General features: G+C 69.0%; 12 protein-coding genes. 2 read left to right on the top strand and 10 right to left on the bottom strand.

Translation table 11 applies throughout. From position 1 onward, the window contains the following. Positions 1-129: 129 nt before the first annotated feature. Complete coding sequence (locus ACFE7H_RS01545) at positions 130-3,576, bottom strand: SNF2-related protein (protein WP_375399428.1); 3,447 nt, start codon at positions 3,574-3,576, stop codon at positions 130-132. Then, positions 3,573-7,352: an Eco57I restriction-modification methylase domain-containing protein gene (locus tag ACFE7H_RS01540; protein ID WP_375399427.1), complete on the bottom strand. Its 3,780-nt coding sequence runs from the start codon at positions 7,350-7,352 to the stop codon at positions 3,573-3,575. The genes ACFE7H_RS01545 and ACFE7H_RS01540 overlap by 4 nt, the downstream gene beginning before the upstream one ends. Before the next feature lie 301 nt (positions 7,353-7,653). On the opposite strand from ACFE7H_RS01540, the gene ACFE7H_RS01535 reads away from it, so the two are divergent. Beyond that, entirely contained in the window at positions 7,654-7,971 is a 318-nt protein-coding gene (locus ACFE7H_RS01535) for a helix-turn-helix domain-containing protein (protein ID WP_375399426.1), read from the top strand. Here the strand turns inward: ACFE7H_RS01535 and ACFE7H_RS01530 are convergent, their stop codons facing one another. From ACFE7H_RS01530 to leuC, 6 genes are all read right to left on the bottom strand, one after another. Then, positions 7,972-8,148, bottom strand: coding sequence for a hypothetical protein (locus ACFE7H_RS01530; protein ID WP_375399425.1), 177 nt, complete (start codon positions 8,146-8,148; stop codon positions 7,972-7,974). Positions 8,149-8,331: 183 nt separating this feature from the next. Beyond that, complete coding sequence (locus tag ACFE7H_RS01525; RefSeq protein WP_375399424.1) at positions 8,332-9,333, bottom strand: NAD(P)H-dependent glycerol-3-phosphate dehydrogenase; 1,002 nt, start codon at positions 9,331-9,333, stop codon at positions 8,332-8,334. Positions 9,334-9,367: 34 nt separating this feature from the next. Beyond that, positions 9,368-10,150, bottom strand: coding sequence for a lysophospholipid acyltransferase family protein (locus ACFE7H_RS01520; RefSeq protein ID WP_375399423.1), 783 nt, complete (start codon positions 10,148-10,150; stop codon positions 9,368-9,370). 13 nt (positions 10,151-10,163) lie between these two features. Then, positions 10,164-11,534 carry a UDP-N-acetylglucosamine 1-carboxyvinyltransferase gene (murA, locus tag ACFE7H_RS01515; protein ID WP_375399422.1) on the bottom strand — a complete coding sequence of 457 codons (1,371 nt, stop codon included), beginning with the start codon at positions 11,532-11,534 and terminating at the stop codon, positions 10,164-10,166. Further along, the gene (gene leuD, locus ACFE7H_RS01510) at positions 11,531-12,130 is read right to left on the bottom strand and encodes a 3-isopropylmalate dehydratase small subunit (RefSeq protein WP_375399421.1); all 600 of its coding nucleotides are present in this window, start codon (positions 12,128-12,130) and stop codon (positions 11,531-11,533) included. The genes murA and leuD overlap by 4 nt, the downstream gene beginning before the upstream one ends. Next, positions 12,130-13,641 carry a 3-isopropylmalate dehydratase large subunit gene (leuC, locus tag ACFE7H_RS01505; RefSeq protein WP_375399420.1) on the bottom strand — a complete coding sequence of 504 codons (1,512 nt, stop codon included), beginning with the start codon at positions 13,639-13,641 and terminating at the stop codon, positions 12,130-12,132. Before leuC ends, leuD begins: the two co-directional genes overlap by 1 nt. Before the next feature lie 281 nt (positions 13,642-13,922). Here leuC and ACFE7H_RS01500 point away from each other — a divergent pair, with 281 nt between their 5' ends. Beyond that, positions 13,923-14,756, top strand: a complete 834-nt coding sequence (locus tag ACFE7H_RS01500; protein ID WP_375399419.1) for a phosphotransferase — start codon at positions 13,923-13,925, stop codon at positions 14,754-14,756. Between the two features lie 90 nt (positions 14,757-14,846). On the opposite strand, the gene ACFE7H_RS01495 is transcribed toward ACFE7H_RS01500, so the two are convergent. Further along, on the bottom strand, positions 14,847-16,052 hold the full coding sequence (locus ACFE7H_RS01495; protein WP_375399418.1) for a multidrug effflux MFS transporter: 1,206 nt from the start codon (positions 16,050-16,052) through the stop codon (positions 14,847-14,849). A 165-nt stretch (positions 16,053-16,217) separates the two neighbouring features. Then, a complete protein-coding gene (locus ACFE7H_RS01490) occupies positions 16,218-17,225 on the bottom strand; it encodes a TerC/Alx family metal homeostasis membrane protein (RefSeq protein WP_375399688.1) in 1,008 nt (335 codons plus the stop codon). Between the last annotated feature and the right edge of the window lie 217 nt (positions 17,226-17,442).

Here is a 17,442-nt window from a genome sequence, read left to right as displayed (position 1 = left end):
TCAGCGTCCAGGTCGGCGCGCAACTTCTGTTCGTGAATCACCGGCTTCTCGATCTGCTGCGTCGACCGGAGGACATATGAGCCCGAGACGAGTCCGGCGCGAGCGCTGTCCTGATCACCGACCGGCGCGTCATGCCGGGTGGGTACCTCGCACCGCCATCCAGCACACAAGGCGCACCTGGTCGAGCGAGACCTCGGGGAGCGGCTTCGGCTTCACTGGAATTTGCAGGCCGGCGGCTTGGACCTCGGCGAGTACCAGTCGGATGCGGTTCTCGTCCGGAGCGTCGGCGGCGAGCGCCGCGCGAACCGCCCGGGTGACGCGAGCCGTGGGTACGCTCCGCAGCTTGTCGAGCAGCGCGCGCTGGTCCGCCGTGCCAAGGAACGCGCCGGCACGGCGGACGAGGTCGGCCGCATCACGGAACGCCTTCGGCACATCGGGCACGAGGTTGTTCGGGTCAGTCAGCCGGTCCCAACCCTCGAACACCGACCTGCGGGCCAGGACCCACGAGTCGAACGCGCCGTCGTAGACGTCGTCGGTCATCCACCGCGGGGTGCCAGCGACGACCGGATCCGCCGCAACCAGACTCACCAGCGTGTCGTCGGAGATCCGCCCCGTCGGCCACCACCGCTCGTCGCATTCGACATAGCGGAACCACGGCTTTGCCTCCTCGCCGATCCGCACGCAGAAGACATAGCCGTTGGCGCGGGCGTGCGCGTTCTCGAAGCCGGATCCCGACCCGAACGGCAGTGCCCCGACGTGCTTGCGCAGGGACGTGTCGTGCTGGACCGCGGTGAACAGGCGGCGCCGGTACTCCTCGCCCGACAGCGCGGCACTGCTGCCGCGCTGTTCGAGCAAATCCTCGAACTCGGCGACCGCGCGGTCCGGATCGGCACCGTGCTGGTCGGAGTAGGCGAGCGGGTCGGTGCTGCGGCGTCCCGGCAGAACCTCGCCGGCACCGACTGCGGCATCCGCCTGAGCGAGCTTGCGTTCAAGGGTCGTCTCCAGGTGCAGCATCTCGTCGAGGCGTTCGGCGGGGAAGAACAGACCGAGGCGCACGGCGGCATGCCTGCTGCCGATGCGGTCGACACGGCCGTGTCGCTGCACGATGCGCATAGGGTTCCAGGGCAGGTCGTAGTTGATGATCTGCCCGGCCTGCTGCAGGTTGACGCCCTCCGCGAGCACATCGGTGGTCAGCAGGATGTCGTAGAGGTCGTTCGCGAGCGGCCGGCCGTCGTCCCCGAGCGGCCCGGCGGTCATCGGCGCGAAGCCCTCGATGGTGTTCTTGCGCCCGGCCTGATCGACGCCGCCGGTCGCGCCGCGCTTCTGCACGGATGCATACGCGCCCATGACCGCCGGCGCGAGCCGGTCCCGATAGTCGACGAGCGGATGCCCGTGGGGCGCATCCCGGATTGCTGCCACCAGGAAGTCGTGCAGGGCCACGATCGTGTCCGAGTAGGTGGAGAACACGATGACTTTTCGTCGGTCGGCACTGGAGAGCCCGGTGGGATCGATGCTGCGCGCCGCGAGGGCAATCGCGGCGAGTTCCTCGACCAGACGCTGCGCCTTCGTCTCGGCCTCGGCGATCGACTGGTCGGTCAATTCGAGCAGTTCGCGGAGCAGCCGCACATCCGACTCGACATCGGTGGTCAGCTCATCGACGTGGAACGCCGCGGCGGGTTGTGCCTGCTGCGCTTCATCAGCATCCAGGTGCTCGACATACTCGTCGAGCTCGTCGGACTCGGACGAGCCCCAGTCGCGCAGCGCCTCGCCCTGCAGAACCCACCCGCGGGACAGTGCGTCGAGGAACACACGGTGCGCATCGATCAGGGTCGTCAGCGTGCTGCGCAACGCGTTCGGGCTGCTCTCCAGCCGCTTCAGCAGCGCGGATCGGAGCAGCCCGGCGTTGTTGACCTGGAAGCCCTCGGGCCGGCTCTGCCCGATCAGGTAGCCGCTCGACGTGTATCGCGCGAGCTTCAGGCGCCACGGGTCGGCATCGGGTGCGGAATGCGAGACGTACAGCTCGCTGTCATCGGGCCGATCGAGCGCGTAGATCATCCGGTCGATCAGCGTGATGCCGGAGGGCGGCAGCTCGTAGTCGATGCGACGCACTTCGGGCTTCGGGAACGCGACCACGACCTCGGTGCCGCCGGGACCGGGCACTCGCTGGTTCGGGTACTGCTCCTTCACGAATTTGCGTGTTCGGCGCACGGCGACCTGGTCCATCAGGTCGAACAGGTGCTCGGGGGACAGGTTCTCGGGTTCGATCGACTGGGCGTGCTTGATGTACTCGCGAATGCTCGCGATGCCGATGGACGCGAACTGCGCGTCGTCGCGCACGAAGTACCGGATGAGCGTTTCGAGGTCCGTCAGGCTGTTATTCACGGGCGTCGCGGTCAGCAGCACGACCTGCTTCGGGTACTTACCGCTCAGAATGACGCGATCGACTGCCTCGGATCTCGCCGCTCCAGCGTTCCGCAGGTTGTGCGCCTCGTCGACCACGACCATGGCGGTGTCCTCGACTTCGCCGAGGAACTGGGTGTGCCGCGGGTCGGTCTCGCGCATCCGGTCCCGCACCTCTTCGTAGGACAGCACCTCGGTGAGGCGCAGTCCGTATTGCCGGATGAACGGCTTCCAGACGTTCTCCTTGAGCGCCGCCGGCGCGATCACCAGTACGCGCTGGCGGCGTTCGTCCGTCGCCTTCCGAATGACCTCGCCCGCCAGGAACGTCTTGCCGAGGCCGACCTCGTCGGCCACGAGCACGCCGTTCATGGAGTCGAGCAGCCGTTCCATCCGGGCGACGCCGTCGCTCTGGAACGGGGCCAGGTGCAGTTCGGTGGGACCGGGACGCTCCTCGTCGAGGTGATCGCCGTACAGCTCGGTGAGCATGCGCAGGAAGATCGGCCACGGTTCGTGCGGCTGCCACTGCTCGGCGTACAGGCCAGCCAGGTCGTAGGGGTCGCTGTTCGCCCAGTAGTGCTCGAACCAGTCGATGACGCGGCTGGTGTGCTCGCCGGTCGGGTACCCGAGGTTCAGCTCGGCATTGCGGCTGAGCCCGGCGAAGGTGAAGTTGCTGGAGCCGGCGAGTACGCCGGGCAGCACGGGATGGTCGGCGATGTACGCCTTGCCGTGCAGGAATCCATCGCTGTACCGGCGCACCTCGACGCGCGCCTCGCCCTGCGGATCCACCGACCGCAGCCACCCGACCATGCGTCGAGCGTCGTCGCTCGCCTGCCTGCTGAAGCCGGTGGTGTCGCGCTCGGCGACGAGCCAGTCCTCGTGCGTTGCAAGGGCGCGGGAGAGTCGGTCATCGTAGTCGGCGTCCTGCGCCGCCAACCGTCGTACGGTCTCCTGCTCCGGTTCGGCGCCGAGCAGCAGCCGGATGCGCGGCACGCGCTCGAGCTCGTCGGCGAGCAGGGCGAACCCACCCGGATTGATGTAGGCGGTGGCGATCGCGGCGTCCGGCTTGGCGGAGTAGTGCTCTCGGAGCATTCGGAACAACCGGTTCACCTCGCCGGCCACGGTCAGATCGAGATCGGCCCGGTTGGTGGCGAAGACGGGTAGGAAGTCGGAGGTCATGCGCTGCCCTTCCAGGTGGCGTAGTGCTCGAGCACGGCGTCGAGCCGCGGCCGGTAGTCCCAGCCGCGGTGGAACGTCGCGAACACGTGCTCGACTTGCCTTTCGGAAAGTCCATAGAGCAGGGATACAAGCGCATCGAGCTCATGGATAAGATCCGACTTCTCGGCCGGTGAGCGCACCGAACCAACGGGCACGCCAACCTCGTCCGCCCAGTCCTGGTACCTGGCGTCGATTGCGGCGAGACGGCCTGAGATCTCGATCACGCGACGCGAGAGGCGGCCGTCGTCCGGATGTGGCACGGGCAGGGCGTTGAGCAGCTCGAATGTCAGGTGCAGTTCGACCCACCTGCGGGCCGCCCAGTCGAAGACGATGCTGCTCATCACCCCGAGCAGGAACGCTTCCGCCGTCGGGCCGCCCCTTCTTGAGACCAGGATGGGCGCGGTGTGCACGGCCGCAGTGCCCGGAGGCAGCATGCAAGCGATAACCGTTCGTGTGTCGGTGGCGCGAGCGACATCGCGGAACGCGATTCGCGCACGGTCGAGCGGCAACTGGCCTTTCGAAAACATCAGATCTGCGTATGCCGAGCGTGTCGATCCAATAGCTCGATCGAGCTTGCTCTGTAGATACGGGCGGAGCACTCCGTGTTGGGCGTATGCGTAGGGCGGCCCAGCGCCTGGGTCCCACAGGTTGAAAGACGCGCCCGAAATCACGGGAATGCGATCCAGCGCTTCGTCAACGTCAAATTGCAGCAGGCTCTTGTTCGAGGTCGTGTTCACATCCCCTTGGATCGGCCGGAACTCCCACGTGGCCGAAGCGGCGCCAAACTCGGGCTGGCGGTTGATCAGGCCGAACACTTCGGCTGATGTCGGGTCAGGTACCAATGGAAAGGCCGCTGTCGATGACCAGGTAGCAAATTCCTCACCACTGACCTCTGCCAGCTGAGTTGCGCCGGCCACGAACTCCCGCTCGGACGCGAAGGGTCCCGCGAAGCGAACGACATGTGGCTCGCTCCGGTCAAGCACCGTGAGCCCGACCGTGTATGAGTTGTGGACGCCTTCGAAGAGCCAACCGCCGTTATTCGCGAGAAAGCAGACATCAGCAAACGCTCCACTGGACAGGATCTCCCGGCGCCAGTGCTGCAGACCCGAACCCGACAGGGCGCCACGTGGTAGCACCAATGCAGCGCGTCCGTTGGGACGCACAAGCTGCCAGTTTCGCCACGCGAAGGCTGCGTAGAGGTCCAAGTGCGCCGCACCGATGCCCGGAAATGGGCCGACGGCGATGGCATCGCGAGCGGCCGCCATTCGGTCAACTTCGGCTCTGAATTCGACCAGCAGGTCTGGGCGATCTGCCTTTAGGCCAGCGAGAGCGGCCTGGCGTCTCGCCTGCGTCAAACCCCGTAACCCCGGCAACCTCAGCGCCCACCACTGATGTTCCTCGACGTGGAGCTTCTCCCATGGCGGATTACCAACGAGAACGTCGAACCCCGGTCGCTCCCGCATGAACACCTCTGGGAAGAGGTGCGGCAGGTGCGCCGGCTTCAGGCGGTCGACGAGATCCTGCACCTCGGGCACCGCTGCCGCTTGCACGAGCTGGTCTGCGTCGACCGCCATCATCGGCGCGACGACGCGCGACCGAACTGCGACCGCAAGATCGAGGACGGCTCCGGCGGGTGCGGCCTGTCGCCGGGCTTCGACTGCGAGGGCGGTACCCGTTTCGACGCCCGCTTTGTCTGCCTCGTCAGCATTCGCCGCCTCGGACCAGAGAGCGGCCGCCTGTTCGAGGCTCTGCTGCACGACGCCGTCGACAAGAGTCACATCGCCAGGCTTCCTACCCGGTTCCAGCGCGACGAGCGCCTCGTTGACCGTGCCGATGCCCGTCAGGCTGTTCGCGCAGACGAGGTTGTGGTCGAAGCTCGACATCGGCAGGCCAGGCACGAATGTGTGGATCCAGAGCGCGAGGCGGGAGAGCTCGAGCGCGAGCGGGTTGATATCGATGCCGTAGATGCAGCGCCGCGCGACCTGCCGTCTCAGCAGCGCCACGTCCTCGATCTCGGCGATCGCTGTCAGGTCTTTGCCGAGCGCGCGCTTGGCCGCCTCGGCGATCCGCACCAGCTCCTGCTGCACGGACGGCACGGAATGGGTCGTGAGGAAATCACGGTAGAGCGCCTCGACGCGGTCGATCGCGGCCACGAGGAAATGGCCGGAACCCATGGCGAGGTCAGCGACGCGATAGTCGAAGAACTGCTTGCCGGCCGCGGCGGTGTCGCCCGCGCCGAGCAGTGCAGCGATCCGGTCGAGGTGCGCGGTGAGCGTCGGCACGATCGACCGCTCGATGAGGTGGTCGACGACGATCGGCGGCGTGAAGTACGAGCCGGTCGCCTTGCGCTCGCCCGAGGACGAGTGGAAGTAGGGCTCGCCAGCCCTCGCCGCGATCGTGTCCCCTGCTCTGGCCGGCACCCAGCCTCCGGCCGGATCCACGGCGAGGTCGATATCGGCGATCGACAGTGAACTTTCGAGCAGGCCCTCGTAGATCGTGCCGAACTCGCGCACGTTCAGCGATCGGAAGTCGACCGGGCCGCGCTCGCCGTCGCGGTTCACGTCGACGAGCAGCGCCTGGAACAGCGGGCCGACGACCGCGTCCGGCAGCGTCAGCCGCGCGATGTGTGCGCCCTCGTGCTGGGTGGTTGAGAACAGGCCGCCGTTGTACGCCGGTACAGACCACTGCTCGTTGCCCTGGTCGATCGCCTGCCAGACGCCCTCGAGGTCCGCCCACAGGCCGGTCGCGGTCGCGCTGAAGTCGCCGGTGACGCTGTCGCGGTACCGCTGCGCCGCCGTCTTCAGGCTGCGGCTGTCGAAGTGCTCGTTCCGGCCGGACGGCAGCAGGCCGCGGTCCTCTGCGTACGCCTGAAAGAGCAGCCGGAACAGGATGCGCAGGGTCAGCCGATACGCGGTCCGCAGACCTTCCTCGTCGGCGGCGAGTCCCAGCTCGGGCAGCCGCGCCGCCAGCGCACGGGCGAGCGGCGGCACGACATTGTCATAGATGCGTTCGCGGAGCCGTTCGCCGAGCTCGGTCGCATACCTCGCGCTGCCGTCGAGGATCTGCTGCACCGACCCGTCGGGCCGGAGCGCCGCCTCCGCGAAGACCAGTGGCAGGAACGCCGCATGTTCGTCGCTGACAGCCGCGAGGTCGATCTCGAAGAAGGTCTCGACCTGCCCCTTCTGTCCGACCCCCACGCCGGTGCGCGCGGGGTACAGACGGATCTGGTGTCGGCGCAGCACGACCAGCCAGTTCACCCCGCGACGCGACGCTTCGGCGAGGCCGAACGCGACCGGTGACAGCTGGAACCGCGGGCTGCTCGAATCGAACGCTTCGGTCTCATCGAGCAGCACGGCCACGGCCCTCGGTACTTCGCCACGGCCTGAGAGCACCAGGGCCGCACCCTCTTCGTGCACCATGAAGCCGAGCGCCTCGATCAGTGGTCGGCCGCGCAGCGGCAGCATCCGCTGCGCGGCCACCGCGGATGCGGCCCAGTCGCTGCGTTCGGGCACCCGCCGCGACACGTGGTGGCTCGCGAAGAGGCCGCTGTTCGTGAATCCGGCGATCCCGGTGCTGTTCAGCGCCTTGCGCAGCGTGCCGGATCGCTCGTACGCGGTATGCGAATCCGGTTCGTCCAGCACGGACTGCAGGTGCCGCGTCGCCTGACCAACCGAGAGGTCTTCGATCGGCTGCGCCCGCAGGTCGGGACCGAGCACGGACACCTGGTCGCCGTGCACCACCGCGACGATGACGTTGAGGCTCTTCTTCGCACCGCGAAGATCCCACAGCTTCCGAAGGAGATCCCGACTCGGCCGACTGGATGTGTGGGCGACCGCGACCTGCAGGCCGACGCCGACCGGATCCGGTCCGAAGTACACCCGGTCGAGCACGACGCCGGGAGGCGGCACATCACGCCAGGAGGTGACCTGCTGCGCGCGGATGGCGAGGGGCTTCGTCGTCCGATCGAGCACAGTGCATATAAGCACCGTGCTCGTGCGCCCTGGTAGCACGTGCACGGGGGTCGCGAACATTGCCGAGGTGCAGACCTCATCCCTCGCGGCCGATGAGGTGGGAAAGCGGATCGTCGCCCGGCGACGGGTCGTCGAGTTCACGCAGGAGCGTCTTGCCGAGAAGGCGGGCCAAGACCTGCTGACGATCCGCCGTGCCGAGCACGGCGCGACGGACCTGCGGTTATCGACCCTGGTCGCGATCGCCGGCGCGCTCGGGATGGACCCTGGTGAACTCGTGACGGGCTTGACGGCGGAAATGGTGCCCGTGCGGCAGCCACGGTCGGAGAACCGCCGGCGGCTCAAAGCCGAGCGGTCGCAGCATCCCGACGCGGAGCGCGGAGCGTAGTTAGAACACCTCGCGCGCGAGGTACTCCTCTCCGCCCGGTCGGAGCCATCGCACGATCAGCGTCGAATCGATCGCCGGGTCCTGACCACGGATCGCGAACCGGATTCGCTCACCCGGATGGACGCGGCCGGGGACTGCGGCGATCAGTCGGGCCGAACCGAGCAGCGTGACGGTCACGGCTTCAGCGGGCTCGAAGCCCCGATGCTCGAGTCGGAACCAGGGCGAGGGCAAGGACCGGTCCAGGCGCCAAGGGGAGGGGTAGGCGTGGATCGGCACCGTGGGGAGAGGTGCGGGTAGCGGGGGCATGCGCGGACCGTAACCTCCCGCGCCGACACCCCCACACCCCGACGGTCGCGCCCGCTACTCCCCCACCGGGAGCAGGTCGTCGGTCAGGTGGGGGGCGATGTCCCGGGGGTCGAGCGTGCCGGCGAGCACGTCGGCTACCTGGCTGACGATCGGCATCGCGACGCCGCGCGACCGAGCCAGCTCCAGTACCGGCGCGATCGACGTCAGCCCCTCCGCGGTCTGGTCCATCGTGCGCACCACGTCGTCCAGGGTGTAGCCCTGCCCGAGCAGCCGGCCCGCGCGATTGTTGCGGGACAACGGCGACTCGCTGGTCGCGATCAGGTCGCCGAGGCCCGCGAGGCCCGCCAGCGTCTCGGGCCGGCCGCCGAAGGCGACGGCGAAGTCGGTCATCTCCGCAAGGCCCCGGGTCAGGATGGACGCCTTCGTGTTGTCGCCCCAGCCGACCCCGATCACGATGCCGATCGCCACCGCGATCAGGTTCTTCAGCACGCCGCCGAACTCGGTGCCGATCACGTCGCCGTTCACGAAGGAGCGGAAGTACCGATTGGTCGCCGCGGTCGCCACCCGCCGGGCCGTCTCGGGCGAAGTGGCGGCCACGACCGCGGCGGTGGGGTGCTCGCGGGCGATCTCGGTGGCCAGGTTCGGACCGGAGACCACGGCGATGCGGTCGTCGGACGCCCCCAGGTCGTCGCGCAGCACCGTGCTCATCCGTCGGCCGGTGCCGTGTTCGACGCCCTTCATCAGGCTGACGACCAGCGCGTCGGGCGGCACGTGCCTGCGCACCTCCGTGATCGTGCCGGCGAGGGCCTGGCTCGGGACGCTGAAGAAGATCATCTCGGCGTCGCGGAGCACGACGGCGACGTCGGAGTCGACCTCGATCGACTCCGGCAGCAGGACGCCGGGCAGGTAGTCGTCGTTGCGGTGGCGGCGCCGGATCGAATCCGCCAGTGCCGGACGCCGCGCCCAGAGCGCGACCGGGTTGCCGCCGTCGCTCAGCACCTTGGCGAAGGTGGTCCCCCAGCTGCCGGCGCCCAGCACGGCCAAACGGCCGGTCAAGCGAGATATCCGGTCGACAGACTGGCGCCCACCGTCAGAACACCCCGGTCTCGGTCTGCCCGTGGCCACGTGGGTCCCACCGCTCCCGCGGCGCCGGTTCGTCGCGCACCTGCGCGAGCAGCTCGGTGATCGCGGCCATCACCCGGGTGGTCGCCGCGTGCAGGGCCTGCGCATCCGTCGCGCGACCCGCCCACTCGCTGAGATCCACAGGATCGCCGAACCTGACGTCGATCCGCGGTCGCCGCAGGTGCAGGGTCAACCGGGTCGTGTTGACCGGCATCAGGCGCTGCGACCCCCACTGGGCGACGGGGATCAGGGGGATGCCGAGTTCGATGGCGAGCCGCGCGGCCCCGGTCTTGCCGCGCATCGGCCACAGCTGCGGATCGCGGGTCAGCGAGCCCTCCGGGTAGACGATGACGCACTGCCCGTGCTCGACCAGTCGGCGGGCGGCGTCGAGCGGGATTGCGGCACGATGCATGCCGCCCCGCTCCACCGGGATCTGCCCGACCGAGCGGAGCAACGCTCCGATCACCGGGACGCGGAACAGGGAGGCCTTCGCCAGAAACCGGGGTGCGCGGCCGAGCCGCCAGACCGCGACCGCCACGACGAGCGGATCGATGTTGCTCAGGTGGTTCGGCGTGAGCACGAAGGCGCCGGTCGCCGGCAGCTTGTGGGCGTCATGCACGCGCAGGCGGCTGCTGCCCCGCACGAACGGTACGGCGATCGCACCGAGCACCCACCAGAGCGACGGGCGCCGCTTCTCCTGCCCGGGTCGGGCGCTGCCGGACGGCTCCTGCACCGTCAGCGGCCCCGTCACGGGTGGGAGCGGATCAACCATCGACGGAGAAGCGGGCCCCCAGCGCCAGCAGCTTGCCCTCGAAGTTCTCGTATCCCCGGCTGATGATGCCCACGTTGCTGACCGTGGAACGCCCCGTCGCGGTCAGCGCCGCGATCAGATGCGAGAAGCCGCCGCGCAGGTCGGGCACCTCCACATTCGCACCGTGCAGCGGGGTCGGCCCCGTGATGACGGCGGCCTGTTCCAGGTCGCGGCGCGGCACCCGCCTCGGCGTGTCGGCCAGGCCGTGCGGATGCACGACGATGTCCGCGCCCATCTTCTGCAGCGCCGACACGAAGCCGAACCGATTCTCGTACACCGTCTCGTGGATGATCGAGGTGCCGATCGCCTGCGTGAGCGCCACGACCAGGGGCTGCTGCCAGTCGGTCATGAAGCCGGGGTGCACGTCGGTCTCGATGACGACCGGCTTCAGGTCGCCGCCGGGATGCCAGAAGCGGATGCCGTCCTCGCGCACGTTGAACGAGCCGCCGACCTTCCGGAAGATGTTGAGGAACGTCATCATGTGCTCCTGCTTGGCACCCTTGACGAACACGTCGCCCTGCGTCGCCAGCGCCGCGGAGGCCCAGCTGGCGGCCTCGTTGCGGTCGAAGATCGCGCGGTGGGTGTAGCCGGACAGGGTGCGCACGCCCTCGATCAGGATCACGCGGTTGGGCTCCACCGAGATGATCGCGCCCATCTTCTGCAGGATCGCGATCAGGTCCATGATCTCGGGCTCGATCGCCGCGTTGCGCAACTCGGTGACGCCCTCGGCGCGTACCGCGGTGAGCAGGGTTTGCTCCGTCGCTCCGACGCTCGGGTAGGGCAGCACCACTTGGGCGCCGTGCAGGCCGTTCGGCGCGGTGATGCGGATGCCGGCCGGCAGCTTCTCGACGACGGCGCCGAAATTGCGCAGGGCGTCCAGGTGGAAGTTGATGGGCCGGTCGCCGATGCGGCAGCCGCCGAGGTCGGGGATGAACGCCTCACCCAGCTGGTGCAGCAGCGGCCCGCAGAACAGGATCGGGATGCGGCTGGAACCGGCGTGCGCGTCGATCTCGGCGAAGTGCGCGCTGCGCACCTTGGAGGCGTCGAGGATCAGCTCGCCGTCCTCCACCCCTTTCGTGACGGTGACGCCGTGGATCTCGAGCAGCCCGCGCACGACGCGCACGTCGCTGATGTCGGGAACGTCGCGCAGCACGCTGCGGCCCTCCGACAGCAGTGCGGCGACCATCGCCTTGGTGACGAGGTTCTTCGCCCCGCGCACGTCGACCTCGCCCGACAGCGGCAGGCCGCCCTCGATCGTGATGCTGTCGAAGGTGAGGCCGACGCTGGCTCCGGCTCGGCGGGCGTCCGTGATCAGGTTGCTCAAGTCGTCACCGGCAATGTTCGGGGCCGCCAGTGCTCGCGGCCGGATTCGAACGCTGTGATGTCCGCCTCGTTGGTGAGCGTGAGGGCGATGTCGTCCAGACCCTCCAGGAGGCGCCAGCGCGTGTACTCGTCGATCTCGAACGGCACGACGAGCGAGCCGATCGAGACGGTCCGGGTGTGGAGGTCGACGCTAGCCGTCCGACCCGGTTCCGCAACGATGGCTTCCCAGCATTTCTCGATGTCGCTCTCGGAGACCGCTCCGGTGAGCAGGCCCTGCTTGCCGCTGTTGCCTCGGAAGATGTCGCCGAACCGCGGGCTGAACACGGCGCGGAAGCCGTAGTCGCGCAGCGCCCAGACGGCGTGCTCGCGGCTGGATCCGGTGCCGAAGTCGGGCCCCGCGAACAGCACCGAGCCGTGCGCGTACGCGGGGTCGTTCAGGACGAAGTCGTCGTGCTGACGCAGGTGCGCGAAGAGCGCATCCTGGAACCCGGTCTTGGTGACCCGCTTCAGGTACACCGCCGGGATGATCTGATCGGTGTCGACCGCGGATCGCTGCAGCGGCACCGCGACCCCGGTGTGGGTGGTGATCGGTTCCATTACGCCAGCACCTCCTCGGCACCTTCGGATGCGCTGGGCAGCGCAGCGATATCGGCGGGATCGGATGGCCGAAGGACGTCTGAAGGAGCACTGAGGGTGCCGCGGATGGCGGTGGCGGCAGCGACGAGGGGCGACACCAGGTGGGTGCGCCCGCCCTTGCCCTGCCGGCCCTCGAAGTTGCGGTTGCTGGTGGAGGCGCACCGCTCGCCGGGGGCGAGCTGGTCGGGGTTCATGCCAAGGCACATGCTGCAACCGGCGTACCGCCACTCCGCCCCGAAGTCGGTGATGACCTTGTCCAGCCCCTCCGCCTCCGCCTCCAGCCGCACGCGGGCGGAGCCCGGTACGACCATGACGCGGACGCCCGGGGCTTTGGTGCGGCCCTTGATGATCGAGGCGAACGCGCGCAGGTCCTCGACCCGGCTGTTGGTGCAGGAGCCCATGAACACGGCGTCGACCGGGATCTGCTTCATCGGGGTGCCCGGGGTGAGCGCCATGTACTCCAGCGCCCGCTCGGCGCTGTCCCGCTGCTGCGGATCGTCGATCGCGGCCGGATCGGGTACCGAGCCCGCCAGCGTGACGCCCTGGCCGGGGTTCGTGCCCCAGGTGACGAACGGCTCCAGCTGGTCGGCGTCGAGGAACACCTCCGCGTCGAACACGGCGTCGTCGTCGGTCGGCAGCGTCTTCCAGTAGGCGACCGCGTCGTCCCAGTCCAGGCCCTTGGGCGCGTGCGCTCGTCCATGCAGGTAGCGGTATGTGGTCTCGTCGGGTGCGACCATGCCGGCGCGGGCGCCCGCCTCGATGGACATGTTGCAGATCGTCATGCGGCCCTCCATGGAGAGGGCGCGGATGGCGCTGCCGCGGTATTCCAGCACGTAGCCCTGACCGCCGTTCGTGCCGATCTTGGCGATGACGGCCAGGATGATGTCCTTCGCGGTGACACCCGGCCGCAGGGTGCCCTCGACCGTGATCGCCATGGTCTTGAAGGGCTGCAGCGGCAGCGTCTGCGTGGCGAGCACGTGCTCCACCTCGCTGGTACCGATGCCGAACGCCATGGCGCCGAACGCGCCGTGGGTGGAGGTGTGGGAGTCGCCGCAGACGACCGTGACGCCGGGCTGCGTCAGGCCCAGCTGCGGGCCGACGATGTGCACGATCCCCTGCTCCTTGTCGCCCAGGGAGTGCAGCCGGATGCCGAACTCGGCGGCATTGCGGCGCAGCGTCTCGATCTGCGTGCGACTGGTGATGTCGGCGATCGGCTTGTCGATGTCGATCGTCGGGGTGTTGTGATCCTCGGTCGCGATCGTGAGATCGGGGCGCCGGACGGGCCGGCCCTCGGCGCGCAGGCCGTCGAAGGCCTGCGGGCTCGTGACCTCGTGCACCAGGTGCAGGTCGATGTACACCAGGTCGGGAGCGCCGTTCTCGCCGGGCTTCACGAGGTGGGCGGCCCACACCTTCTCGGCCAGGGTCTTGGGGCCGACGGTGGGTGTCTCAGGTGCTGCGGTCGTTTCGATCATGCCGAGTGTTCCTTCTGCTGTCTGACTGCGTGGCTCCAGGCGCGCGTTGACTCCGCGACGAGGGGCCAGAGCGGATCAGGCCTCGTCGCGGCAGGGAAGAAGGAGGACGCGATCGAGCACGCCCCGACGTTACCACCGTGTTACGGCGCCCCTCCCGCCGCCGCCGTCGACTCTCCCGCCGTCTGCCCAGATCGGAGTCATCCGCCCATGCGCGCGCAAGGGCGGATGACCCGAACCCGGGCAGACCCGGGCCACCAGCTTCACGGGAGCAGGATGTGATCGTGCCCGACGAGGAGCGGCTGAGCGGCGGCAACTGGAACGCGCCGGTACGGCGCGGGGCCGCGGTGCATCGGGAGAGCGGGCCGTGGTCCGCCTCCGTGCACGCCCTGCTGCGGCACGTCCGCGGCCGCGGGATCGACTGGCTGCCCGAGCCCCTCGGGTTCGACGAGCAGGGGCGCGAGGTGCTCTCGTTCCTGCCCGGCGACGTACCGCAGTATCCGATGCCCGACCGGGTGTGGTCGGAGGCGGTGCTGCTCGACGCCGGCCGTCGGCTGCGCGACTACCACGACGCCTGCGGCGGATTCCCCATGGAGGGGCGGATCTGGCAGCAGCCAGCCCACGAGCCGGTCGAGGTCGTCTGCCACAACGACTTCGCGCCGTACAACTTCGTCTTCCGCGGGGACGTGCTGGTGGGCGTCATCGATGTCGACCAGGCGTCCCCGGGACCGCGCCTCTGGGACCTGGCGTACCTCGGCTACCGGCTGATCCCGCTGGCGGATCCCTCGAACCCCGACCTGCCCGTGTTCGACCGGGCCACCCTCCTCGAGCGCCTCGACCTGCTGTGCGGGGCCTACGGCGACGGGGCGGATTCGGATTCGGTGCTGCACATACTCCCCGCGCGGTTGCGGGAACTCGCCGACTCCACCGCTTCGCGGGCGGGCGCGCGCCCTGAGCTCGGCGCGCACGCGGACCTGTATCGGCGCGATGCGGCCTGGGTGGAGCGCGAACTGCTCGATGCGAAGCGTCAGCTGAAGGACCGTCCATCGGTCAGGACGGGACGATCACCTGGCAGCGGAGGCCCGGATCGCGAGCGAGCCGCCGATCGATGGTGGTGAGCGGCACGCCGAGTAGCTCGGCGAGTGCGACGCAGCGGAGCCCGAACGTGATCAACCCGGCCCGCGATCGCGGGTGAGACGCCGAACGGGTCATCGCGCCGCGGACGTGCGCAGCACCCGCGAGACGACGAGCGCGGCGGTCGAGAGCACAGCCATGGCGAGGGCCATCACCGGGACGGTCTGCACGCCGATCAACCCGGTGAGCGGGGTGATCAGTCCACCGACGAGGAAGCTGAGTCCCCCGCTCAACGAGGACGCCGTGCCCGCGGAGCGGCGCCCCGCTGCCTGAGCGAGGACGGTGGTCGCCGGGATGCAGAAGCCGTTCCCGGCGACCGCGACACCGAGCAGCACCCAGACCGGTGCCAGCGGGGCGGTACCTCCGGCAAGCAGCTCCAGCAGGACCAGCAGGACGGCGGCTCCGCTCGACATGAGCAGGCCGACGCCGCGCAGCCGCGCCGTCGGCACCCGGTGCACCAGGAGGCGGAAGAGCAGGGTGACGAGGACCATGGCTGCGGCGTCGGTGGCGAACACGACCGAGTACAGACCTTCGCCGATGCCCAGGTCCTGCTGCAGGACGAAGGAGGAGCCGCCGATGTAGACGAAGAATCCGGCGGTGGCCAGGCACTGCACGATGACGGGTGCTCGGAACGCCGGGTCGCGGAGCAGGTCGGCGGTCCGGGCGACCAGGTTGCGGACGCCTCCGGGCTGCCGCCGCTCCACCGGCAGCGTCTCCGGCACCCCGAGCAGTGCGGCGACGAGGACGATCACTCCGAGGGCGGCCATGAATGCGAACACGCCGCGGAAGTCGGAGACGACGAGGATCAGGCCGCCGATCGCCGGGGCGACGACCGGAGCGATGAGTCGGATCGCCGCGAGCGTGCCGAACTTCGCGGCCGCCTCCGCACCGGAGAACCGGTCGGACACGATCGCCACCCCGATCGCCGCACCGCTGCCGGCGGCGAGGCCCTGCACGCTGCGGGCCACCAGCAGCGATCCGATGGTCGGCGCCAGGATGCAGAGCGCCGACGTCAGCGCCACCACCACGGTGCCGGCGAGCACGAGGCGCCGCCGGCCGACGGCATCGGACACCGGGCCGGCGATGAGCTGCCCGATCGCGAGGCCGACCAGGAACACGGTGATCGTCAGCTGCACAAGCGATGAGGACGCGCCGAACGTGCGTGTGACGGCGGGTAAGGCCGGCAGGTAGGCGTCGACACCGAAGGGGCCGAACCCGGTCACCAGCGCGAGCGCCAGCGTCGATACCGCCGGCGCACCACCTGCTCGACGCGATTTCACCTCCGGGCAGGCTATGCCTCCGACTACCGCGCAGCCGACTGCGCAACGACGGAGCGGAATGCGCAACGACGGAGGAATCGGGCTCGAACTCGGCGTGTCGCCGAGGATCTCCGTAGTTGGGAGGGGCTCCGTAGTTGGGGTGGGGCTCCGTAGTCGGGGAGGGCGCTACTCCCGGTGCTCGGGGGCGCCCGGCTTCAGGTCGGCGAAGGACTCGTTCGGGTCGCGCTTGATGTGGATCAGGCTCGCGGCCGTGGCGACGGCCATCGACACCACGATGACCGCAAGCGAGAGGCCCGTGCCGATCTCGGGCACCGAGGTGATGTGCTCACCGCCGTTCAGGAACGGCAACGAGTTCTCGTGCAGGGCGTGCAGCACGAGCTTCACGCCGATGAACGCCAGGATGACGGCGATCCCGTACTTCAGGTAGCGCAGCCGCTCCACCAGGTCGCCGAGCAGGAAGTACAGCTGCCGCAGCCCCATCAGGGCGAACACGTTCGCGGTGAAGACGATGAAGGCGCTCTCGGTGATGCCGAAGATCGCGGGGATGGAGTCGAGCGCGAACAGCACGTCGGTGCTGCCGATCGCGATGAAGACGATCAGGATCGGCGTCCACCGGCGCTTGCCGTCGACGGTCGTGCGCAGCTTGCCCTCGTCGTACTCGTCGGTGACGGACAGCCGCCGCTTGGCGAAGCGGATCAGCCGCCCGTCGGAGCGGTCGGTGTCGTCGGATCCGAACGCCTGCGTGATCGCCGTGTAGACGAGGAACGCGCCGAAGAGGTAGAAGATCCAGCTGAACGTCTCGATCAGTTGCGCACCGATCAGGATGAAGATGCCGCGGAAGATCAGCGCCAGGATGATGCCCACCATCAGCACTTCCTGCTGATGCTTCTTCGGCACGGCGAAGCCGGTCATGATCACGATGAAGACGAACAGGTTGTCGATCGACAGCGAGTACTCGGTCAGCCAGCCGGCGACGAACTCCGTCGCGTGATCGATCCCGCCCACGGGGATCAGCAGTGCGGCGAAGGCCAGGGCGAGCACCACGTAGAAGCCGACCCAGATCGCGGATTCCCGCGTCGTCGGCACCCGCGGGCGCAGATAGGCGAGGGCCACGTCGGCGGCCAGGATGAGCACGAGCACGACGATCGAGACGATCTCGAACGGCAGCGCAATGATGGTCACGGGTGGTCTCCGGTCTGCGGACACGCCGCTCGTCCGAACGTCTCTCCCCATCCGCTCGACGCAGCGGATGCCACCGGCCCGGAGCCGCGGCGACTGCGGCTCGTGATGACGGATCCGGCGGAGACGGGATACTCCCACTCGCGCTGCCAAGGCTAGCCCACGCATACGTCGCGCGCCCGACCACCGCCGTCGATACGGGGTCGCGCGA

The organism is uncultured Amnibacterium sp., assembly GCF_964250715.1.
Taxonomy (GTDB): Bacteria; Actinomycetota; Actinomycetes; order Actinomycetales; family Microbacteriaceae; genus Amnibacterium.
The sequence above is the reverse complement of the archived record's forward strand: the minus strand, read 5'-3'. Positions and strand labels throughout refer to the sequence as shown.